Consider the following 21,202-nt stretch of genomic DNA (forward strand, 5'->3'; position numbering starts at 1 on the left):
CTGCAGCTGACCGTCGATCTGGGGCCCTTGGGGCAGCGCAACATCTTCTCGGGCATCGCGCGCAGCTACGCCCCGGAGGAGCTCGTCGGCAAGCACGTGGTCGTGTTCGCCAACCTCAAGCCCCGCAAGATGCGCTTTGGGGTCAGCGAGGGCATGGTCATGGCCTCGGGCCAGGGCGACGACGCGGTGACCGTGCTCGAGCTCGACCCGCGCTCGCTGCCGGGCGACAAGATCAGCTGAGCGCGGCGCAGCTTCGTCGCTCGACGGCACCCCGGCTGTGGTCTGGGTGCCGTTGTTCGTTCAGCCCTTGGTCGGCCCTCGACCGCGCTGGGCTATGCTCGGCGCGGTGGCCCGCTCAGCCGACGCCTACGACAAGGTCAGCCCCACGGCGCTGGCCACCGCCTACGGGTGGAAGCAGCTGGGCATGCCCTACGCCGAGCTGTTCGCGACCCGCGAGGGCGCGGCGCTGTACTGGAGCTTCGCCGCGGCGACCAACGGCGTGGTCCGGGCCATGGGCGCGCCCACCCTCCTCGACTACCTCGAGTTTCGCCACCGCATGCTCGAGGCCCAGCTCGCCCGCCTCGAGCCCGATCTGATCGTCGAGCTCGGCGCGGGCCTGTCCCGGCGCGGGGTCACCTGGGTCCTCGACCGCGGGGTGGACTTCGTCGAGGTCGACCTGCCCGGGCAAGTCGCTCGCAAGCGCCGGATGCTCGCCGACGCCGACCGGCGCCCGGAGGTCCGCGGGCGCATCGGCGCGGCCCTGGCGAATGGGCGCCTCGAGCTGCGCGCTTCGGACATCCTCGACCCGAGCTTTGGCGACGAGCTCGCGCGCCTGTTCGAGGGTCGAGCGCGCCCCGTGGTCGTCAGCGAGGGCCTCGTCGACTACTTCGACCTCGGCGAGCGGGCCTGGCTGTGGACCAACCTCGCCGCGGGCTTTCGCCGTGCCGGGGTCGAGGGCCACTACCTCACGGACCTGCAGCGCGCGGATCGAGAGCGCAAGGTCGGCGCCATGGCGGCGGTGCTGCGCGCAGCGATTCGGGTCGTGACCCGAGGGCAGGGGACGCGCACGCCCTACGCCGATCTCGACGCCGTCGCGCGGGCCTTTGCCGAGGCGGGCTTCGAGGGCGGGGAGGAGCTCAACCCGCGGGTGCTCGCCGAGGATGCGCCGCGGTTAGCGGAGCTGCGCTCGCCCACGACGATCTGGCACGGCTGGGTCGGGCTCGCCGGGCCGGTCGACGGATCCGTCGATTGAAGCTGGGCCCGCGCTGTCGCATCGTAGCGGGATGAGCGAGACGCCCGCACCGTCGTCAACGCCGGAGTCCCCCAAGCGCGAGCTGGGCATCTTCGCCTTCATCGTCATCGCCGTGGGCGTCGGCTGCCTGCTCATCGCGCTCCTCGGCGTGGTCAACACCGCCCTCGACCTCGAGCTGGTGCTCGACGTCTCGGGGGCGGACATGGACGTCCCGAACAACTACGAGGTGTGCGCGGGCCTGGGCGCGGTCGGGGTGTTGTTCATCGCGCTGACCCTCTTTGGTCGCTTCGTGGCCGAGAAATTTCGCGCGGCCAAGGGCAAGCCGCTGGTCCGCGTCGGGATCGTCGTGGGCGCCGTGACGCTCCTGGTCGTGGCGGGCCGCGGCCTGCAGATCATGGCCCTGGTCAGCACCTACGGCAGCATGCTCGCCTACTACGCCACCGACGGCGACCTCGACGACGTGCGCCGGGAGCTCGAAAAGGGCGCGACGCCCGAACAGCTCGACGCGGCCGTGGGTCGGGCGGCGCAGTACGACAACCATGAGGCGCTGAAGCTGCTGCTCGAAGCCGGGGCCGACCTGCGCGACGCGACCAGCCCCGAGGAGCACCGCCACTGCGCTCTCGGTGGGACGGGGCTGCAGTTCGCCCGCGTCGCCCTCGAGCACGGCGTGGGCCCGGACTCGTGCCCCGACAGCGAGCACCTGATCTGGACCACTGTCGATGGCCACCACGACGACGCGATCAAGGCCGAGCTCGTCGGGCTCTACGCGGGCGCGGGCTGGTCGCTGACCACGACGCCGGAGTTCTCCGAGGAGCGACCCTACGATCTGGCCCAGCGCATGGACCTGCCCGAAACGGCGGCGGCGCTCGAGCAGCTCGGCGCCCTCGAGTGATTTAGCGCCGGTCGAAGGCGGCGCCCTGGGCCGCCGAGGATGCGACACTCGACGCGATGTCGAAGCCTCGCACGATTCAACCCGAAGGCTGGAAGCGCCCCCGCGGCTACGCCAACGGCATGGCCGCCCAGGGGGAGATGCTCGCCGTCGCCGGCCAGATCGGCTGGGACGGCCAGGAGCAGTTCGCCTCCGACGACGAGTTCGCCCCGCAGTTTCGTCAGGCCCTGAGCAACGTCGTCGCCGTGGTCGAGGCCGCGGGCGGGAAGGCCGAGCACATCATCTCGCTGACCATCTACGTCACCGACAAGCGCGAGTACATCGCGGCCCTGTCCGAGGTCGGCGCGGCCTACAAGGAGCTAGTCGGCAAGCACTTCCCGACCATGGCGCTGATCGGCGTCAACGAGCTGCTCGAGGACCGAGCCAAGGTCGAGATCCAGGCCCTGGCCGTGTTGCCGGCTAGTTGACGTCGTAGAAGTCTGTGTAGGCGCCGGTGCCGGTGCTGTTGCCGGCGTAGGTCGGCGCGCCGAGGGTGACCGTGCCGCCGAGGTTGTGGTTGGACCACCCGCCGCCGATCGAGGTGGCGTCGTTGTTGAGGAACAGGCAGTCGTCGAGGGTCGCCTGGCCGAAGCCGTTGTGGAAGCCGCCGCCGAGGTAGGCCGAGTTGTGGGAGAACTCGACGCGCTCGAGCTCGACGGTGCCCGAGTGGTTGGCCAGGCCGCCGCCGTCGTAGCCCGTGTTGCCCTGGATCGTCGCAAACAGCCCGGAGTCATTGGGCGTGGGGGTGACGCGGACGGTGCCGGCGAAGTTGTTGATCCCGCCGGCGAAGTCGCTCGTCGAGTGGTTGAGGCTGACGAGGGTGTTCCAGCGCAGCATCAGGGTGCCCATGTTGAGCACGCCGCCGTAGGTTGCGACGTTGGAGGTCACCACGGAGTGGCGCAGCTTGAGCACGGCGCCCGTGTTGACGACGACGCCCGCGGTCCCGTCGGCGCCGGTGATCGCCACGTGGTCGACGGTCACGGTGGCGCCGGTGAGCACGGTCAAGGTCGCGTCGGCTCCGTCGCCGTCGAGGACCACGGGGGCGTTCCAGCGGCCGCGGATCCTCAGGTCCTTGTCGACGGTGACGGACTCCACGAAGGTCTCGCCGTTCTCGAGCTCGAGGGTGTCGCCGGGGGCGGCCGCGGTCACGGCGGTCTGGATGCTGGTGTAGTCGCAGCCCGAGGCGCACACGGTCGCGGTCGCGGCCTGGGCCTGGCGGGCGCCGAGCAGGCTCACGAGGGAGGCGAGGCCGAGGCCGAGGAGGCGAGCGCGGGAACGCGCACGGGGGAGGCGGAGGGCGGGGGAGCGGAAGTTGAGCTTGTTCATCGTCGTGTCTCGGGCCGGCTGGGTGCGTCCGGCTTCACTTCCGCCGTTGCCAGGCGCCGCCGCCCGGATCCCGAGATCGAGAAAAAAACAAATTTCGTGTCGTGGGGATCCGGAGGTGGGGCTCGGACCACGGCAGGGAGGAAGGGCTCCCCCATGTACCCACACACCGCATGCACGACCCGGCCGCCATGGCTCACGAGCGCGGCTACCATCGTGGGCATGGCGCTGGAGGACGCGGAGACCTCGATCGGCCAGCCGAGCCCCCTCGGCCCGCGGGCGCGGGCGCGCATCGAAGCGGCGCTCTTTGGCCAACCGGCCCCCGCACAGGCCATCGGTCGCTACCGCATCACGGGGCGCGTTGGCCAAGGGGGGATGGGCTCGGTGCTCGCGGGCTACGACGACGAGCTGCAGCGGCGGGTGGCCATCAAGCTGCTGCGCAGCGGTCGGGCGAGCGCCAGCCTCGAGCAGCGCCTGCGCCGGGAGGCCCAGGCCCTCGCGCGCCTGTCTCACCCCAACGTGGTCCAGATCTACGAGGTCGGCGAGGCCGGCGAGGCCGAGGCGCAGCTCTACCTGGCCATGGAGTTCGTCGAGGGCGAGGTGCTCGACGCCTGGCAGCGCGAGCCCAGGACCTGGCGCGCGTGCGTCGAGGTCTACCTGCAGGCGGCCCGGGGCCTGCTCGCGGCCCACGAGCGCGACCTGGTCCACCGCGACTTCAAGCCGGCGAACTGCATCCTCGATCGCCAGGGCACCGTGAAGGTGTTGGACTTTGGTCTGGCCCGGGCAGGGCTCGGCGCGTCCCTCGAGCGCACCGAGGCCGACGAGGCGCTGGCGACGGACGAGGCGTCGACTCACAGCGCGATCGACCAGCCGATGACGCGCACGGGGGCCGTGCTCGGGACGCCCGCCTACATGGCGCCGGAGCAGCTCGAGGGCCAGGTCGCGGGCCCGGCCGCCGATCAGTTCGCCCTGTGCGTGTCGCTCTACGAAGCCGTCCATGGCCGTCGGCCCTACGGCGGCCACACGGCGAAGGCGAGGCTCGAGGCGATCCGGGCGGGTCGCTTTCAGCCCCTCGAAGCGCGGGCCGGGGCGCCCCGATGGCTTCAAAAGCTCCTGCGGCGTGGGCTCGCCTGCGCCCCCGCGGACCGCTACCCGAGCCTGGTCGAGCTGATCGCGGCGCTCGAGGCCGGGCTGGGCCGCCGCCGTCGCGCGATGGCGGCCAGCGGAGCGCTCGGGGTGCTGACGGCGGCGGCTGCCGTGGCCGCCTGGCCTGACCCAGATCCCTGCGTCGAGCTGCGCTCGGCGACCGCCCCCGCGTGGACCGAGGACCGACGCGGGGCGCTGCGTTCGGGCCTCGAGGCCGCGCCTGCCGGGGTCCGGGCCTACGTCGAGGGCGGCCTCGACGACTACGCCAGCGGGTGGATCGAGCAGCGGGCGCAGCTGTGCGAGGCCGAGCGAGACGAGCTCATCGGAGCCGAGGCGCACGCGCGGGCCGAGGACTGCCTCGATCGCCGCATGGGCCGGATGGGGGCGCTCGTCGACGCGCTGACCCGGGCCGACGCGTCGACCCTCGAGTACGCCAGCGAGGCCGTCGCGGCGCTCCCTGCCCTCGACGACTGCGCCCAGGTCGACCGACTCCTGACCGGCGCCGAGCTCCCGCCGCCCGAGCTGCGCGCGCGCGTGGCAAAGGTGCGCGAGGGCGTCGACGCGGCCTGGGCGGCCCTCGATACGGGCCGGCGCGACGCGGCGCTGGCCCTGGCCGAGGAGGCGCGGGTGTCCGCCGAGGGCCTGGCGTGGCCTCAAGTGCGCGCCGAGCTCGAGCGCGTGCGCGCTCGGGCCTCGATGGCCATGGAGCAGCTCGGGGACGCGGACGAGGCCCTGGTCGCAGCCCTCGAGCATGCCGAGCGCGCCGGGGATGACCCCCTCGTGCACGACCTGCTCGTGGATCTGACCGCGGTCCACGTCCACGCCGAGCAGGGCGCGGTCGCCGAGGCGTGGTCTCTGGCGGCGACCAGCAAGCTCGCGCGCATCGGCGAGGAGCCCGGGCGCATGGCTCGACTGCGGCGCTGGCAGAGCGCCACCGCCGAGCTGGGCCACGACTTCGAGGAGGCCGCGGCGTTGGCCCGGGAGGCCCTCGAGCTCGCGCGCAGCGCATCGGCGCCCGAGGGTCCAAAGGTGATGCGGGCGGCCTTTGGCCTCGGCGGAGCCCTGGCTGCGCTCGGGCGCAACGACGAGGCCCTCGAAGCCTACGCCGAGGCCCTCGCGGTCGCCGAGGGGGTGTTTGGGGACGGCTACCCGACGGGCCAGGTGCTCTACAACCGCGCCCTCGTCCACGCCGAGCGCGGGGACGACGACGCCGCGGCGGCGGACTACGAGCGGGCCGCTGCGATCTTTGCGACGAGCGCCCGAACGCCCGCCGTCGACGTGGCCGACGTGCACACGGCGATGCTGCAGCTGGACCTGCTCGACGGTGAGCTCGACGCAGCCGCGGCCCACGTCGCCGCCGCGCAGGCGGCCCTCGACACCCTCGCCATCGACGACCTCGGCGCCCAGACGCGGCGCGCCGATCTGGCCGGGCTGAGCGCGAGCGTCGAGCACTTTCGAGGGGATTACGCCGCGGCCCTGCGCGGCTATGAGGCCGCCATCGAGCTGCGCGCGGCCCTGCCCGACGCCGACCCGGTGTGGACGGCGATGCTCGACAGCAACCGCGGCGAGTGCCTGCTCGAGCTCGGGCGCCTCGACGACGCCGAGGCGGCCTTCTCGGGGGCCATGGGGGTGCTCACCGCCGAGCTCGGCGAGGACGCGAGCGAGCTCGGCTACGTGCTGCGCGGCCTCGGGGAGGTCGCGCTCGAGCGCGGCGCGCTGGGACCTGCGGCGGCGACCCTCGAGCGCGCCCTGGAGCTTCGCCTCGCCGAGCCCGGGGACATCGACAACCTCTCGGGGATTCAGTGGGCGCTCGCGCGAGCCTTGGCGCCCAGCGACCCCGAGCGCGCGCGAGCGCTGGCCAAGGACGCGCGCGCCCTGGCGGTGGAGCTGGGAGCGAGCGGGGCCGAACGCCGGGCTGCCATCGAGGCGTCCGCGCTGTGGACCGAGTGAAGGAGAGAGAGACGATGAACGAGACAGAGCAGGAGCACAAACTCGAACGAGACACCATCAAGCTCAGCTTCATCATCCGGGAGCTCTACCCGCCCTCGGTGGCTGGAGGCGTCGGCGGGCTGCGGGTCGAGTACAGCAACCACTGGAGCTGGGATGACGAGGGCGCCTCGGCCTGGGAGGCGCTCCTCGAAGACGGCGGGCTGCAGTCGGAGTTCCCCGAGGGCTCGGATCCCTTCATCACCCTGTGGAACGGGTCGGGGACCCGAGGCGAGCTCTACATGGAGTTCCGACCGGTGGGCGGCACCCGCTGGGCGTCCGTGCCCAACCTGAGCACGCGGGACAATGTCTGGGAGACGAAGGTCAGCAAGATCGCGGCGGCCACGGAGCAGCCCGAGGGTGGGATCCACACGGCCTTTCGCATCCTCTTGAAGGTCGGGGAGGTCAACTACATCTTCGACCCGCACCTCAAGCTGACCAAAAAGCGCGGGACCGGCTGAGTCGCGGACGTGGGGCAGGGGAGGGCGTGGCGTCGTCCGCGACCCTCTGAGTCGTGGACGTGGGGCAGGGAGGGCGTGGCGTCGTCCGCGACCCTCTGAGTCGTGGACGTGGGGCAGGGAGGGCGTGGCGTCGTCCACGACGGCTAAAATAGACAGAGGGTTGGCCAAACTCGTTTTGGCCGACCCCCTGAGCTCAGCTCCTGCGGCCGCGCTCGAGGGCGGCCAACATCCCGTCGCGGGCGCGGGCGTCCGGGAGGGTCTCGGTCAGGACCCGCTCGAGGTGCCCCCGCCCGCGCCGCAGCCGGCTCTTGACCGTCGCCGCGGGCACGTCGAGGGCCGCCGCGATCTGGCTGGTGGTCAGCTCTTGCCAGTAGTGGAGCTCGAGGGCGACCTGAAACTCCAGCGGGATCGCGCGCAGGGCCTCGTGGAGCAGGCGCTCGTGTTCGTTGGCGTGCAGCATGGAGCTGGGCCCGGGCGCGAGGTCGCAGCCGGCCTGGGACTCGAGGGCGTCGATGTCCGGGCCGCGGTAGCGCTTGCGGTAGTAGCCGCGCAGGATGTTGTAGGCGACGCCGAACAGGTAGGACCGAAAGCGGTCGTCGTCGCGGACGACGTCGCGGCCCTTGAGGCAGGCCATGAAGGTGTCCTGGACGAGGTCTTCGCAATCGCTGGTGACCTTGTTGGCGAAAAAGCGCGAGACCGCGTCGAAGTAGCGCGCGAACAGCTCCTGGCCGGCCCTGGATTCGCCGCCTCGCCAGCGCTCGAGCAACTCGGAGTCCGCGGGCACCACGGCGCTCAGGATAGCAACTCGGCGGCGCCCAAGTGTTGGATGTCACTCCGGGAGCGCCCCGAGCCCAGACCCCGGAGGCGGACGCCCCGATACAGTGACCCCGACGCGCCCATGACCGAGCACGACCCCGACTTTCGCCCCCTGCCGATGCCCACGCCCGAGAGCTTCCGCTACGAAGAGCGGGACCGCGTCGGCATCATCACCCTCGACCGCCCCGACCGCTACAACGCGCTGACCTTCCAGGTCTACCGCGAGCTGACCGACTTTTTCACGGTCATCGATCGCCGCAGCCTCGACCCCGAGGGGGCGCGGGCGCTGGTGCTCCAGGGCGAGGGCAAGGCCTTTTGCTCGGGCGGCGACGTCGAGGACATCATCACGCGCTTGTTCGAGCGCGACCTCGACGGCCTGCTCCGCTTCACCCGCATGACCGGCGAGCTCATCCACTCGATGCGCCGGTGCAAGACGCCGATCGTCACCTCGATCAAGAAGGTGGCCGCAGGCGCGGGGGCGGTCATGGCCCTGGCCAGCGACCTGCGGGTGATGGGCAAAAAGAGCTTCTTCGCGTTCTTGTTCCCGCAGGTCGGGTTGTCGGGCGCGGACATGGGCGCGAGCTGGCTGCTCCCGCGGGTGGTCGGCATGGGCCACGCGTCGGAGATCCTGCTGCTGGGTGATCGGGTCTACGCCGAGCGCTGCGCCGAGATCGGCCTGGCCAACCGGGTCATCGACGACTCGCCGGACGCGGGCGGGCCGGCGGCCGTGGACGCGGCCGCCTTCGAGCTGGCCAAGGCCATCGCCCAAAAGCCGCACTTCGCCACGCGCATGACCAAGACCATGCTGCAGCAGGAGATGGACATGGGCTTCACCGACGCCATCGAGGCCGAGGCGCAGGCCCAGGCGATCTGCATGCAGTACCCCGACTTCCGCGAGGCCAACGACGCGTGGCTGGCCAAGCGCGACCCCAACTGGAAGTGAGCGGTCGATGAACGCCAAGCGGCCCGCAGCCTTCACCTCCGCGCGGATCCTCGACCGGGACCTCGCAACCATCCACGGGATCCACGCCCAGCCTTCTCTGACCCCGCAGTGGCGCGCCCTCGAAGACCGCCTCGAGGCCTTTTGCGCGGCCTTGCGCGACGACCCCGTCGACGAGTCCGACGAGCACGGCGCGACCCGGACCTACGTCGCGCGCCTGGCCGAGGCCGGGCTGCTGAAGCTCATGGTCCCCGGGGCCTTCGGGGGCGAGTACGAGGCCGTCTCGGCCACGGCGATCTGCCTGGCGCGGCAGTGGCTGGCGCGAGAGAGCGGGGCCCTCGACACGGCCTTCGTGATGCAGGGCTTGGGCTCGTTCCCCGTGGTCCTCGCCGGCACGCCCGAGCTCCAGGGGGCGCTCATGCCCAAGGTCGCGACGGGCGAGCACATCTGCGCCTTCGCGCTGACCGAGCCCGAGGCGGGCTCCGACGTGTCGGGGATGCAGACCGTCGCCGAGGCCGATCCAAACGCGCCCGGCGGGGTGATCCTGCGCGGGCACAAGACCTTCATCTCCAACGCCGGCGTCGCCACGAGTTACGTGGTGTTCGCCCGCGAGGGCGAGGCGGGCGAGGACGGCAAGCCGCGCTACGGCGCCTTTTGGGTCAGCGGCTCCGCGGAGGGGCTGTCGGTCGAGGCCATGCAGGTCATCGCCCCGCACCCCATCGGCACCGTGCACTTCGACGGCGTGCGCGTGCCGGCGGCGCACCGCCTGGGCGAGGTCGGCGAGGGCCTGCGCATCGCCCTGGGCAACCTCGACCAGTTCCGGATGACCGTCGGCGCGGCGGCGCTGGGTCTGGCCGACCGCGCGATCGCCGAGTCCGTGCGGCACCTGAAGACCCGCGTGCAGTTTGGCCGACCCCTCGCCAAGCAGCAGGGCCTGCGCTTCGCCCTCGCCGACGTCGCGGCCGATCACGTCGCCGCCCAGCTCATGGTCTACCGGGCCGCCGCCGCCCGAGACCGCGGGGACGCCACGCCCGACCAACCGGCGATGGCCAAGATGATGGCCACGGAGCACGCCCAGCGGGCCATCGATCGCTGCGTGCAGAACTTCGGCGGGCGCGGCGTGCTCGTCGGCGAGGTGCCTGAGCGCCTGTACCGCGAGATTCGTGCACTGCGCATCTACGAGGGCACCACCGAAGTTCAGAAGCTGGTGATCGCACGGGCAATGCTCTGATCCTTGGGGCAGCCAACCCGCGGACTTTTCGCGTCGAGGGGCTCGAAAAGTCCCAGGAAAAATCAGAGGTGACCGACCTCCCCTGCTACACTGGGGCGCAATGGTACGCAGTGCCAATGGTAAGGGGGCCCAGGCGGCGCTCACCGCTGTGCTCGCCGAGATTCGTGCGCTGGTCAGCGAGGGAGACTCGCTGAGCCTCGTCGCCAAGGCCCTCGATTACGCCGAGTACATGCCGCTGCTGATCGCCGATCCCAACGATCGGACCGACGACTTTCGCGCGTTGGTGGAGGAGCTGGTCGCCGCGCACTCCGGCTTCGCCGACGCCCTGCGCGAGCTCGAGAGCCCGACGAACCAGGCCCCGCCGCCCGTGAGCGCGGGCATGCTCGACAGCCTCGGCCCGGGCGAGTCGGGCGAGTTCGGCATGCTGGCCTAGCCCGCAGCGACTACTTGCTCAGGTCGACGTAGCGGTCGTGGGGCCAGGCGAGCTTGCGCTTGCTTCGCTTGCCCTTGTGGACCACCGCGAGCTCGTGGACGCCGTCCTGCGCCGGGATGACCACGCGCGGACCCGAGCCCACGGACTCGCCGTCGAGGAACACGGGGTCCTTGCCCTTGGTGTCGATGACCCAGCACTCGCAGTGCAGGCCGAGCTTGGGCAGGTACTCGAGGGCCATGTCGACGCGGATGCCGAAGTTGACGTTGTTGGCCCCGTTGATGCCCGCGGTCACGACCCCGACGACCCTGCCCTCGCGGGTGAACATCGGCCCGCCGGAGTTGCCCGGGTTCAGGGGCACGTTGGTCTGGAACAGCGAGCGGCGCTTCCCGGCGGGGTAGACGTTGGACACCATGCCGGTGTTGTAGGTCCACACCCCGCCGAGGCCGTGGCCGACCGAGCCGATCCAGGAACCCACCTCGACGGGCGCGGCCTCGAGGCGCATGGCGGGGGTCCGGACGGCGTCGATCTTGATCAGCGCCAGGTCGATGTCGTCCTTGGCCCGCTCCATGACCCGGCCGCGGTAGCGCTGGCCGTCGCTGAGCACCACGTCCCACAGGTTCTTGCCGTGGACGACGTGGGCGTTGGTCAGGATCCAGCCGTCGTCGGATACGAAGAAGCCCGAGCCCAGGGAGTCGCCGTCGGAGATGAACACCACCGAGGGTGAGGCCTTGGCGAACATCTGGCGCTGCCAGGCCTCGATGGCGGCGATGTGTTGGGCGCCGGCTTCGGCCGAGCCCGGAGCGGGGCTGCTGGCGGGCGCGCCGACGGCCGTCGAGGCGGGGACGAGCAGGGCGGCGGTGAGCAAGGTGGCGGTCGCGAGGCGCATGGCGGGTCTCCTGGGGTGGGCTCAGAACTGGCCCGAGAGCATCAGCCCGCCGCCGTTGCGGCCGGCGACCGGGGCGAACTGGACGCGCGCGCGCATCGGCTGGGGCTCGCCCTCGTGGGGTCCGTCGAGGGTGTCGTTGTAGTCGGCGACGTAGTTGCGCATGTCGTTCTTGGTCACGCCGCGGCGCAGGGCGACGCCGCTGATCAGCATCACCGTGCCGACGCCGCCGACGGCCAGGGCCCCGGCGGCGGCGGGCGGGACGGTCACGTCGTAGTCGACGTTGAACACGATGATCGCCGCGGCGACGGGCAGGCCGATGGCGAGGATCGAGCCGCCGACGATCAGCCCGACCTTGGTCTTGCCGCGGCGGCTGTAGGTGTCGGCGAGGTCGGCGTGGCCCATGTGCCGCAGGGCCTCCTCGACGCCGATCGGTCGGTCCGCGCTGCCGCGCAGCAGCTCGTCGGTCTCGCGCACGCCGATCTCTCCGGTGTAGGGGTTGAGGTAGGCGGTCTGGCGGTAGTGGAGGTGGTTGCGCTCGTAGTTCTCGGAGCGCGCCTCCTCGTCGTCCTCGGCCCCGTCGACGACCTCGGACACGGCCTCGGCCGCCTCGTCGCTCACGCCCCCGGTGCTGCCGCTGCCGGCCCGAGGCCGCAGGGACTCGCCGCGGGTGAGGATGAAGCCGTCGAGGACCTCGCCCTTGGTGTCGTAGATGCTGACGACCAGGTCGTCCTCGAACAGGCGGGCGATGATGATCGCGTCGGGGACCACCGCGCCCTCGGCCACGGCCGCGACGATCGCCCCGTCGTCGTCGTCCTGGGCGCCCGTGAGCCAGTCGCTGTCGACGACCGTGCGCGAGTTTTGGCGCAGGCGGGCGCTGAGGGTGCGGGCGACCTCGCCGAGCTCGTCGGAGACCTCGCCGGCCGCGACGACCATGTACTCCTCGTCCTGGCTGCGCAGGTAGCTGCGGATCGCGGGCGCGTTGAGGGCGGTCCCCCAGCTCGCGCTCGGCTGCTGCGTGGCCGGGACGGCGATGGCTTCGGAGTCGCCCGCGGGCGCGGCCGCGTGGGCCGGCGAGGCGGCGATGCTCACCGCGAGGGCGGAGGTCAAGGTGGCGACGACGAGGGAGCGGGGCGTGGTCATGGCGGGTTCCGCCGGGGTTGTTCCCGCGGGCTCGCCTCGGTTTCACGCGGACCCAAAAAACTCTCGGGGAACTTTTCCACGGCTTAGAACGAAACCCGCGTTCGCCTTCGGGAACGCCCAAGTCGAGGACGCATGCCCACCGAGCCCCCCCGCTTCGTCGACCCCCGCGCGCCCAGCCACGAGTACACCGAGCTCGAGCTGCGCGCGGTCTTTGCCCGCACCCTCGGGCGCTCCAGCGTGTCCGCCGAGGACGACTTCTTCGACCTCGGCGGAGACGCGCGCCAGGCCAGAGCGCTGACCCGCCGGCTGAGCGCGCGCTACGACCTGAGCTTGCCGCCGACGCTGGTCGCAGAGCTGCCGACGCCCGCGGGCCTGTGCGGGGCGATCGCGCTGCTCCGAGACGTCAGTCGAGAGCGGTACTAGCGGTCGAACTCGGCGTGCAGGGCCTCGGCCCAGCGCTCGAAGCCCCGCAGCGAGTGCTCGAGCTCGGCCTGGCTGTGGCTGAGCGCCTCGAGCTCGCGGGCGAGCTGCTGGCGACCCCGGGCCATGCGCGTGCGGATCGTCGGGCTGGGCCGGTCGAGGATCGCCGCGATCTCGGCCACGCGCATGTTCTCCCAGTAGTAGAGCTCGAGCATCAGCTGGGTATCGACGGGCAGGCGCTGGAGGGCGAGGAGCAGCAGCTGGCGCTCGCGCCGGGCGGCCAGCACGGAGCCCGAGCTGGGCAAGCTGGCGGCGATCGACACGCTCGCCGGGTCGAAGCGCGCGCGGTCCCGGGCGTGGTTGCGCAGGTGCTTGAGCAGCTTGTTGCGGGCGATGGCGAACAACAGGGTGCGGAAGCTGGCGTCGCCGCGGAAGCGCTCGAAGCCCTCGACGCAGCCGAGGAAGGTCGCCTGGATCAGGTCGTCGCAGTCCGGGCCGAGGCGGTTGGTGAAGAAGCGGGCGACGCTCTTGTAGTGCCGGGCGAACAGGCTCGCGCCAGCGTCCACGTCACCGGCGCGCCAGGCCTCGAGCAGGGCCTTGTCGGGGCACGGGGACGCAGCGGGGGCGTTGGCGGGGGTGGCCATCGACGGGCAAGTGCGCGGCGTCGGTGTTTGTCCGTTGGTCCGTCCGAATTTTGACGTGCTTGGTCTCACAAGCCGAGGGACGCGCGCTCGGCCGCCTGGACGCCCAGCTGGTCGAGCCAGGGGTCGAAGTCCGCGCGCGAGGGCAAGGCGGCGAGGGTGGCCTGGAGGGCCTGGAGATCGTCGGGGGCGCTCGCGCCTGCGCGGCGCAGCTGCACGAGGGGGCGGAGCACGAGCCAGCGCAGCTTGCCCTCGCCCATGTGCGCGCTCGGATCGGCGGGTGGGGTAGCGAAGGCCTCGATGAGCGCGCGCTCGGCCGCCTCGAGGACCTCGGCCGCGGCATCGAGCTCGCCGGTGCGCAGCTCGAGCTCGGCGAGGATCATGCGCGCGTTGAACACGTCTCGGGCCCGGGCGCCCGGGTGCGCGGCGAGGGCCTCGACCTCCCCGCGCACGAGCTCGCCGGGGAGCTGGGCGTTGGCCGCGGCGAGGCGCTGATCGAGGATCAAGCTGCGCATGGACACGGCGCGGGCGTCCGCGGGGTCCTCCGCCTCGAACTGGCGGATCGCGTCCTCGGCCGCGGCGATGGCTGCCCGAGGGTCGCCCGCGAGGACCTCCGCGTGGGCCTCGATCTGCCGCGCGATCGCGCCTCGTCCGGAGCGGGCGAGGAGCCGGGCGGCGTCTCGCGCCGTGGCCGGATCGCGCTCTTGGAGCCCGCGGTCGGCGAGCATGAGCAGCTCCATCTCGAGGCCGACGGCGCCGCTGTTGGGGTCGGCGACCCAGGCTCCGAGGGCCTCGGTGAGCAGGGCGTTGGCGCGGGCGCGGTCTTTTGGCGTGTCGCCGAGGCGGCGCAGGGCGAGGCCCAGGTTGTGGCGCTCGCGGGTGGTCTTGGGGTGCTGGGGCCCAAACTGGGCGCTGGCCAGCTCGAGCGCGCGCGCGTGCATGGCGAGGGCCTCGGCGCGGCGGTCGGGGCCGATCCGCTCGAGCACCAGGCCCAGGCCCGAGGCGTAGGCCGGGCGCGGGTCGACGTCCAGGGCCTCGCGATAGCCAGCCTCGGCGAGCTCGAGGTCGTCGGCGTGCTCGGCCACCCGCGCCTCCACCAGACGCAGCCGCGCGCGGTGGCGGGCGTCGAGGGTGCCGGCTTTCTCGAAGGCGATCTGGGCCCGGCGCAGCTGGGCCTGGGCGGTCTCGAGGTCGGGCTCGGCGGGCTCGGGGTGCTCGGGGTGCTCGCCGCCGGGCACCGCGGTCTCGCTCTCGTAGACCTCGAACTGCGCGCGCTCGACCCAGAGGATCGCCACCAGGGCGTCGAGGTCTGCCCGGTCGGCGGCGTCGATGGCTGCGTCGTATTGGGCCTCGGCGTCCGGCAGCGCCAGGCGGTCGGCGAGCTTGGCCCGCTCGGCGAAGGCCTCGGCGATGACCGGGGCGTACTCGGTGGCCTCGGCCGCCCGCGCGCTGGCGCTGGCGAGCTCGTAGGCGGGGCGGTAGTTGCCCAGGCGCCGCTGGATCCGGGCGCGGTCGAGCTGCTGCTCGACGGCGACGACGGCCGCGACCTGGCCCTCGGGGGGCTTGGGCGGGGCGTGGGGGTCCGCGCAGCTGTGTGGGTCGGGGAGGATGTTGGGGTCGCCGACGGCCGCGGTCAGGCGCCGCGCTTTCTTGTCTTGCTCGAGGGCCTCGATCAACACGCCGACCTGCCTGCGCTGGCGAGCCAGGCAGGTCTCGCGCGCGGCGAGCAGCTGGCTCTCGACGCCCTGGTCCTTGCGATCGAGGCACAGCTGCGCCCCCTCGGCGGTCCAGGCCTCGCGCCACTGGCCCAGCCGCGCGGACAACCTGGTCCAGCTGTCCGCGCTGTGGGCCCGCTCGGAGTCGGCGTAGCGCGCCTCGAGCCCGCGCAGCGCCTCGTCGCCCGCGACGTCGTGGGCGAGCTTGCCGGCCGCTCGCTCGCAGCGCGCGAGCTCGTCGCCCGGGCGGCTGGCGAACACGCCGATCGCCACGCTGGCCGCGAGCCCAGCGGCCAAGACCGCGGCCAGGCCGACCCGGCGGCGGCGCACGCTGGCGCGCTCGAGGGCGTCGAGGAGCGCGTCCATGGTCGGCCAGCGCGCCTCGGCGTCCCGGGCCAGGCCGCGCCGGAGGGCCCGCCAGATCCCGTGGGGGATGCTCGCGCCGGCGCGAGGCGGGCGGACCGAGTCGCGCTCGAGGGCGGCGAGGCGGGCCGCGACCGCGCGCCGGGGAAAGGGCGCGGCGCCGTAGAGGGCCTCGTAGGCGACCACGCAAAACGCGAACTGATCGGCGCGCGCGTCGATGGCTTCGCCGCGCAGCTGCTCGAGGGGCATGTAGGGCACGGTGCCCGCGAGCCGGCCCGGCTCGGACAGGCCCTCGGCCTTCACCGGGAGCGCCGCGTCTGCGTTCGCGCTCGTTTGGGTCGCGCTGGCGCGGGCCAGGCCAAAGTCGGCGACCCGAGGGCGCCCGTCCTGCCCGAGCAGCACGTTGTCCGGCTTGAAGTCGCGGTGGACCAGGCCCTGGGCGTGGGCGGCCGCGAGGCCCCGACCGGCGGCGATCAGGCAGTCCAGGCGGGCGCGCCACGAGGGGCTCGGGTCGGCCTTCAGCCACCGCCCCAGGGTCTGGCCCGCGACGTACTCCATGGCCAGGTAGGTCCGCCCCTCGTGCTCGCCGACCTCGTAGATCTGCACCACGTTGGGGTGGGAGAAGCGGGCGAGGGCCTGGGCCTCGGCGAGCAGGCGCTCGCGCTCGCGGGCGTCCTCCGAGCCGAGCACGCGCTTGACGGCCACGGCCCGGTCGAGCTCGGGGTCGGTGCACAGGTAGACCTCACCCATGCCGCCGGCGCCCAGGCGGCGCTCGACTCGGAAGCGGTCGATGCTCAGGGGGCGCCCGCGCCCGAACAGGGCCTGGCTCACGCTCGCGAAGATCCGCCGGTGCTCGAAGGCCTCCGCCTCGTCTTCGGCCGCGTCGCGCATGACCGCCTCGAAGGTCGCCAGGTTCGCAGCCCGAGCTCCCGAGCGCTCCGTCGAGGCCCCCGAGCGCTCGGTCTGGGCGCCCTGGCTCGAAGGCGGGGAGGAGACTCCGCTCGGGTGGTGTTCGCGCGTGGCCATCAGGGGGCCCGAGAGGTCGGGGCAGGGGGACATCTTCGCCGAGCTCGCGCCTCGTGAACAGCTCACGATTTGGGGCGCTCAGGGGCCAGGTGCAGCTGCGCCGTGTTTGTCCGAGTTCGACGGACATTTTTTTCACTCGGGCTCGGGCTTGTCCGGGACGGGCTTGATGACCAGGTCGGGGACCGTCGGGCCGGCGGCCTCGGGGGCGCCGATCTCGAAGCCGTAGCTGAGCTCGAGGTCCTCGGGGACGAGATCGCGGGTCACGCTCCCGCCGCCGGAGGTCAGGGTCTCGAGCCAGGCGTAGCCGACGGTGGGGTCGCCCTCGGTCACGAACACGCTGGCCTCGCTGCCGTCGGCTAGGGGGTAGCCGGGGAGCTCGATGACCACGCGGACCATGGACAGGTCGCCGAAGGCGAGCTCGAGGGGGCGACCGCCGAGCTCGTAAAAACCCCCGGCCTGCTCGATCACGGCGCGGCCTGGCAGCAGGTGCACGACGACGCCGGCCTCGCCTTCGACGTCGGCCCCGGGCAGATCGGGGAGCAGGGGGTAGGTCTGGCCCGGGTCGAACTCGGGGGTGCATGCCAGGGCCGTCGGGTCGCAGCTTTGCTCGGGGTTCGCGGACGCGGGGGCGCTCGCGCTCAGCAGCACGCTGGCCAAAAGGGTGAGGGCGGTCAGGAGGGTGTGGCGGGCGAAGGACGCAGGGGTCCCGTGCCCCGAGGTATCGAGGGTGCGCATCATGTCGTCTTCCTTGCCCGGCGCGTGTCAGCTCAGCCGGGCAAGGAAGACGTTCCGGCCGAGCACCCCCGGTTGCGCGGCTCCCCAAAAAATTTTTGACCCTCGCCTATACTCCGCTGGCCATGGGCGGAGAGCTCGACGCCGAGGACTGGGAGCGCGACGCGCAGCTGCTCGCGCGTTGGCGTGACCGGGACGTCGACGCGGGCGAGGAGCTGTTCGCGCGCCACGGCGGCGCGGTCATCCGATTCTTCCGCACCAAGCTCGTCGACGAGTCCGAGGAGCTCGTGCAGCAGACCTTCCTGCGCTTGATCGAAGGGCGCGATCGGATCCGCGAGGGCGTGGCGATGCGCGCCTACGTCCTCGGCATCGCCCGCAACGTCCTGCGCGAGCGCCTGCGGAGCCTGGGCCGCGAGCGGGCCCACGAGGCGGACTTCGCCGTCGACTCCATCGCAACCCTGGCCCCGGGCGTGACGACCCTGGCGGCCAAGCGACGCGAGCTCCGGCTGCTGCTCGAGGGCTTGCGCCACCTGCCCCTCGACGATCAGATCATCCTCGAGCTGTTTTATTGGGAGCGCCTCGACACCCAGGCCATCGCCGACTTCGTGGGCATCAACGCCTCGACCCTGCGCGGGCGCATGGGCGCGGCGCGGCGGCGCCTGGCCAAGGCCATGGAGGCCCTCGGCGCCTCGGGTCAGCTCATCGAGAGCACGGTCAGCGGGCTCGAGGCCTGGGCCGCCGAGGTCCGCGAGCTCGCTTCAAAGGAGTAAGCCCGGCAGCGGCGTGGAGTCGCCGCCGAAGGCCTCGGGGTCCGCGTCGAGCTCCGCGCCCAGCCCCAGCCCCGTCCCGATCGTCCGCAGCAGCCTCCCGTACTGCGTGCCCGGATCCATGGCGAGGTGCTGCCCCGTCACGAACGCGCCCCCGCCCGAGCCCGCGAGCACCACCGGCAGATCGACGTGGGTGTGGGAGTTGCCGTTGGACAGCTCCGAGCTCATCAGGATGAGGGTGTGGTCGAGGAGGTTGCCCTCGGCCCCGGCCGGGGTCTCGCGCAGGCGCGCGGCCAGGTAGGCGAGTTGCTCGACCTCCCAGGCCTCGATGGCTCGCAGATCGTCGATGTCGTCGGAGTCGTTTTGATGGTGGGAGAGGTCGTGGTGGGCGTCGACGATGCCCAGCTCGGGGTAGCTGCGGTTGGAGGCCGAGTTGCCGAGCATGAAGGACACGGCGCGGGTCAGGTCGCAGCGCAGGGCGAGGACGGTGAGCTCGGCCATGAGCTCGGCGTGCTCCGTGGCCGTGGGCGGGTCGTGGTCGAGGGCGCTCGGATCAGAGGGGTCGAAGGGCAGCTCGTCGAGGCTGCACGCGGCGAGGGCCTCGGCCGGGGCTTCGATGCGCAGCTCGAGGGCGCGGACCGAGTCGAGGTACTCCTCGAGCCGGGTCTGGTCGGCCTGGCCCAGGCGCTGCTCGAGGGCGTGGATGTCGGCCTGCACGCTGTCGAGGGCGCTGAGCTCGAGGGCCCGCCGGCGCTCCCGCTCGCTCGCCGAGGCCTCGGGGTCGTAGCCGGCGAACAACAGGTCGAAGGCCATGCGCGGCGAGACGACCTTGGTCAGGGGCGTGCGCGGCCCGGCCCAGGAGACGCAGCGCGAGTAGGCGCAGGCGAAGCCGTTGTCGCAGTGCCCCGTGCCCGCGTCGCCGCCCTCGAGGCCCAGCTGCAGCGAGTGCAGCGGCGTGCGCCCGGCGAGGTGATCGGCGAACAGCTGGTCGAGGCTCTGGGCCAGGTGAATGTCGGTCTGGCTGTGGCGGGCGAGGGCGGCGGTCAAAAAGCCCGCCGTGCCGGCGGCGTGGTGGCCGGGCATGTTGGGGTCGGAGGCGAGGTTGTCGAGGCCGGAGATCACGGTGATCTGATCTTCGAGGCCCGCGAGCCCGGCGAGGGTCGGCGAGAGGGCGAAGTCCGGCCCGGTCTGCTGGGGCTTCCACAGCGGCCCGAGCATGCCGTTGGGGGCGAAGTAGGCGATGAAGCGCTGGGGCGCGTCGTCGCCGTGCCCCGCCCGGGCGCGCCGAGGGGCCAGGGACTCGAGCCAGGGCAGGGCCAGGGCCACGGCCGCGCCGCCCAGGAAGGTCCGCCGCGACTTCACGGGCTCGCCTCCTCGGGGATCCGCGCTCGGAAGGCCTCGCTGGTCGCCACGAGCACGAAGAGCTCGCGCAGGCCGTGGCCGCGGCTCTCGAGGGTGGAGGCGAGGGCGTCGATCTCGGCGCGGTCGTCGGCGTCGAGGGCCCGGCCGGTGGCGTAGGTCAGGGTCTGCTGGACCACGCAGGGGACGAAGCTGGGGTCCTCGGCGATGGCGCTGGCCATCTCGACGGGATCGCCGAAGCTCACCCCCGAGGGCAGGGCGCCCGAGCTGTCGATGCGCTGGCCGCCGTCGCTGAGGTGAAAGGCCCCGATCGCGTCGTAGCTCTCGAAGGCCAGGCCGATGGCGTCGATGGGCTCGTGGCAGCCGGCGCACGCGGGGTTGGCCCGGTGCGCCGCGAAGGCCTCGCGCTTGGTCGACGCGCTCACGTCCACGGGCACGTCGACCCCTGGCGGCGGCGGCCCGAGCTCGGTGCACAGCAGGTTGCTCAGCACCCAGCTCCCGCGCCGGGCCGGCGAGGTGGTGAAGGGGTAGGCGAGCACGGACAGCAGCCCGGCTTGGGTCAGCACCCCGCGGCGCTCGGGGCCGTTGGCGACGGGTACGAAGGCCTCGGGCTCGACGTCGCCGCCCTGGCTGGGGTGCTCGAGGCCATAGAGCGCGGCGAGGTGGGCGTCGACGTAGCTGTCCTCGCTGAGCAGCAGCTCGCGCAGGTCGCCGTCTTCGGCGAGCAGGGCGTCGAACAAAAGGCGGGGCTCCTCGGCCATGGACGCGCGCAGCTGCTGGTCGAAGTCGGGGTAGCGGCCGACGTCCTTGAACACGTCGTCGAGGTAGCGAAAGGCGAGCCACTGCCCGGCGAAGTCGCTGGCCAGGGCGGAAGCTCGGGGGTCGGCGAGCATGCGCCGGACCTGGGCCTCGTAGGTGCTCGGCTCGGACAGGGCGCCCTGCTCGGCGAGGGCGAGGAGCTCGGCGTCGGGCGGGGCGCTCCACAGAAAGTAGGCGACGCGGCTGGCGAGCTCGTAGCCCTCGACGAAGTCCGCGGGGGCGCCGGCGGGCGCGGTCGCTTCGACGCGAAATACGAAGTGGGGCGAGAGCAAGGCCGCGCGCAGGGCCGCGGCGATCGCCGAGCCGAGGGGCTCTCCGAGGGCCCGAGCTTCGGCGTAGACGGCGAGCAGGCGCTCGAGCTCAGCGTCGCTGGGCGGGTGTCGCCAGGCCACGGTGGTCCGTCCGCGGATCACCGCGCGGGCGCAGGCCGCCTCGCTCTCTCCGGGGTCGCAGCCATCGAGGGCGCTCGCGAGCGCGCCCTCGACCAGGCTCAGGTCGAGGGCTTCGGTGGTCGCTTGGGCGTAGAACTCGAGCAGCAGCGGGCTGGTGGTCAGCGCGGCGCTGGCCGTGTCGAAGCCCTGGCTTGGGGCGTCGGCGGGCAGGTGCTCGGCGACGCCCGAGCGTACGCCGAGCACGGCCTCGAGGCTGTTGGCGTACTGGGTCGCGTTGAGCCGGTGCAGGTGCAGCCCCGGCTGGGCGGGGGGCTGGGGCTCGGAGCAGGCCACGCTCGCGCAGGCGAGGGCGAGGAGCAGGGGTGCTCCCACGTCGAGGCTGCGCGGCGCCAGCATGGCTGGGTCAGCCTACTCCAAGGTGGAGCG

At 72.6% G+C, this 21,202-nt stretch carries 19 protein-coding genes and 1 pseudogene; 11 read left to right on the forward strand and 9 right to left on the reverse strand.

The genetic code is table 11. The features are described from left to right. The 4 genes and pseudogenes from metG to PPSIR1_RS06305 form a co-directional block, all read left to right on the forward strand. A pseudogene (gene metG / locus PPSIR1_RS06290) lies at positions 1-240 on the forward strand (methionine--tRNA ligase); the annotation flags it as partial. A gap of 106 nt (positions 241-346) precedes the next feature. Next, positions 347-1,252: a class I SAM-dependent methyltransferase gene (locus PPSIR1_RS06295; protein ID WP_157595250.1), complete on the forward strand. Its 906-nt coding sequence runs from the start codon at positions 347-349 to the stop codon at positions 1,250-1,252. A gap of 31 nt (positions 1,253-1,283) precedes the next feature. Then, positions 1,284-2,144 (forward strand): hypothetical protein, encoded by an 861-nt coding sequence (locus PPSIR1_RS06300; RefSeq protein ID WP_006970166.1) that lies wholly within the window; start codon positions 1,284-1,286, stop codon positions 2,142-2,144. A 56-nt stretch (positions 2,145-2,200) separates the two neighbouring features. Then, a complete protein-coding gene (locus tag PPSIR1_RS06305; RefSeq protein ID WP_006970167.1) occupies positions 2,201-2,608 on the forward strand; it encodes a RidA family protein in 408 nt (135 codons plus the stop codon). Here the strand turns inward: PPSIR1_RS06305 and PPSIR1_RS06310 are convergent. After that, on the reverse strand, positions 2,601-3,506 hold the full coding sequence (locus tag PPSIR1_RS06310) for a right-handed parallel beta-helix repeat-containing protein (protein ID WP_006970168.1): 906 nt from the start codon (positions 3,504-3,506) through the stop codon (positions 2,601-2,603). The two genes, PPSIR1_RS06305 and PPSIR1_RS06310, sit on opposite strands and share 8 nt — an antisense overlap. A gap of 219 nt (positions 3,507-3,725) precedes the next feature. Here PPSIR1_RS06310 and PPSIR1_RS06315 point away from each other — a divergent pair, with 219 nt between their 5' ends. Both PPSIR1_RS06315 and PPSIR1_RS06320 read left to right on the forward strand, forming a co-directional pair. Continuing rightward, entirely contained in the window at positions 3,726-6,599 is a 2,874-nt protein-coding gene (locus tag PPSIR1_RS06315; protein WP_006970169.1) for a serine/threonine-protein kinase, read from the forward strand. A 14-nt stretch (positions 6,600-6,613) separates the two neighbouring features. Further along, complete coding sequence (locus tag PPSIR1_RS06320) at positions 6,614-7,096, forward strand: hypothetical protein (RefSeq protein ID WP_157595251.1); 483 nt, start codon at positions 6,614-6,616, stop codon at positions 7,094-7,096. Positions 7,097-7,289: 193 nt separating this feature from the next. Here PPSIR1_RS06320 and PPSIR1_RS06325 read toward each other — a convergent pair whose 3' ends face one another. Then, positions 7,290-7,883: an RNA polymerase sigma factor gene (locus tag PPSIR1_RS06325; RefSeq protein ID WP_006970171.1), complete on the reverse strand. Its 594-nt coding sequence runs from the start codon at positions 7,881-7,883 to the stop codon at positions 7,290-7,292. A gap of 111 nt (positions 7,884-7,994) precedes the next feature. Between PPSIR1_RS06325 and PPSIR1_RS06330 the strand changes: the two genes are divergently transcribed. The 3 genes from PPSIR1_RS06330 to PPSIR1_RS41960 all read left to right on the forward strand — a co-directional run bounded on the left by PPSIR1_RS06330 (position 7,995) and on the right by PPSIR1_RS41960 (position 10,516). Then, entirely contained in the window at positions 7,995-8,855 is an 861-nt protein-coding gene (locus PPSIR1_RS06330; RefSeq protein ID WP_006970172.1) for an enoyl-CoA hydratase family protein, read from the forward strand. A gap of 7 nt (positions 8,856-8,862) precedes the next feature. Beyond that, positions 8,863-10,083, forward strand: a complete 1,221-nt coding sequence (locus tag PPSIR1_RS06335) for an acyl-CoA dehydrogenase family protein (RefSeq protein WP_006970173.1) — start codon at positions 8,863-8,865, stop codon at positions 10,081-10,083. A gap of 100 nt (positions 10,084-10,183) precedes the next feature. Next, positions 10,184-10,516: a hypothetical protein gene (locus PPSIR1_RS41960; protein WP_157595252.1), complete on the forward strand. Its 333-nt coding sequence runs from the start codon at positions 10,184-10,186 to the stop codon at positions 10,514-10,516. Positions 10,517-10,526: 10 nt separating this feature from the next. Here PPSIR1_RS41960 and PPSIR1_RS41965 read toward each other — a convergent pair whose 3' ends face one another. Both PPSIR1_RS41965 and PPSIR1_RS06350 read right to left on the reverse strand, forming a co-directional pair. Then, a complete protein-coding gene (locus tag PPSIR1_RS41965; protein WP_006970175.1) occupies positions 10,527-11,402 on the reverse strand; it encodes a S1C family serine protease in 876 nt (291 codons plus the stop codon). A 21-nt stretch (positions 11,403-11,423) separates the two neighbouring features. Next, positions 11,424-12,542, reverse strand: a complete 1,119-nt coding sequence (locus PPSIR1_RS06350; protein WP_006970176.1) for a hypothetical protein — start codon at positions 12,540-12,542, stop codon at positions 11,424-11,426. 132 nt (positions 12,543-12,674) lie between these two features. Here PPSIR1_RS06350 and PPSIR1_RS06355 point away from each other — a divergent pair, with 132 nt between their 5' ends. Then, a complete protein-coding gene (locus tag PPSIR1_RS06355) occupies positions 12,675-12,965 on the forward strand; it encodes an acyl carrier protein (RefSeq protein WP_006970177.1) in 291 nt (96 codons plus the stop codon). Here the strand turns inward: PPSIR1_RS06355 and PPSIR1_RS06360 are convergent. The 3 genes from PPSIR1_RS06360 to PPSIR1_RS06370 all read right to left on the reverse strand — a co-directional run bounded on the left by PPSIR1_RS06360 (position 12,962) and on the right by PPSIR1_RS06370 (position 17,445). Beyond that, on the reverse strand, positions 12,962-13,606 hold the full coding sequence (locus tag PPSIR1_RS06360) for an RNA polymerase sigma factor (RefSeq protein ID WP_006970178.1): 645 nt from the start codon (positions 13,604-13,606) through the stop codon (positions 12,962-12,964). The two genes, PPSIR1_RS06355 and PPSIR1_RS06360, sit on opposite strands and share 4 nt — an antisense overlap. A gap of 65 nt (positions 13,607-13,671) precedes the next feature. After that, on the reverse strand, positions 13,672-16,707 hold the full coding sequence (locus PPSIR1_RS06365) for a serine/threonine-protein kinase (RefSeq protein ID WP_157595253.1): 3,036 nt from the start codon (positions 16,705-16,707) through the stop codon (positions 13,672-13,674). 132 nt (positions 16,708-16,839) lie between these two features. Beyond that, positions 16,840-17,445 carry a hypothetical protein gene (locus PPSIR1_RS06370; RefSeq protein WP_006970180.1) on the reverse strand — a complete coding sequence of 202 codons (606 nt, stop codon included), beginning with the start codon at positions 17,443-17,445 and terminating at the stop codon, positions 16,840-16,842. Between the two features lie 119 nt (positions 17,446-17,564). On the opposite strand from PPSIR1_RS06370, the gene PPSIR1_RS06375 reads away from it, so the two are divergent. After that, complete coding sequence (locus PPSIR1_RS06375; RefSeq protein ID WP_006970181.1) at positions 17,565-18,209, forward strand: RNA polymerase sigma factor; 645 nt, start codon at positions 17,565-17,567, stop codon at positions 18,207-18,209. Here PPSIR1_RS06375 and PPSIR1_RS06380 read toward each other — a convergent pair. Together PPSIR1_RS06380 and PPSIR1_RS06385 are read right to left on the reverse strand one after the other, a co-directional pair. Next, positions 18,198-19,568 (reverse strand): DUF1552 domain-containing protein, encoded by a 1,371-nt coding sequence (locus PPSIR1_RS06380; protein WP_006970182.1) that lies wholly within the window; start codon positions 19,566-19,568, stop codon positions 18,198-18,200. The genes PPSIR1_RS06375 and PPSIR1_RS06380 overlap by 12 nt on opposite strands. After that, positions 19,565-21,172, reverse strand: a complete 1,608-nt coding sequence (locus PPSIR1_RS06385) for a DUF1592 domain-containing protein (protein WP_006970183.1) — start codon at positions 21,170-21,172, stop codon at positions 19,565-19,567. The genes PPSIR1_RS06380 and PPSIR1_RS06385 overlap by 4 nt, the downstream gene beginning before the upstream one ends. Between the last annotated feature and the right edge of the window lie 30 nt (positions 21,173-21,202).

This window comes from Plesiocystis pacifica SIR-1 (assembly GCF_000170895.1).
GTDB lineage: Bacteria > Myxococcota_A > Polyangia > Nannocystales > Nannocystaceae > Plesiocystis > Plesiocystis pacifica.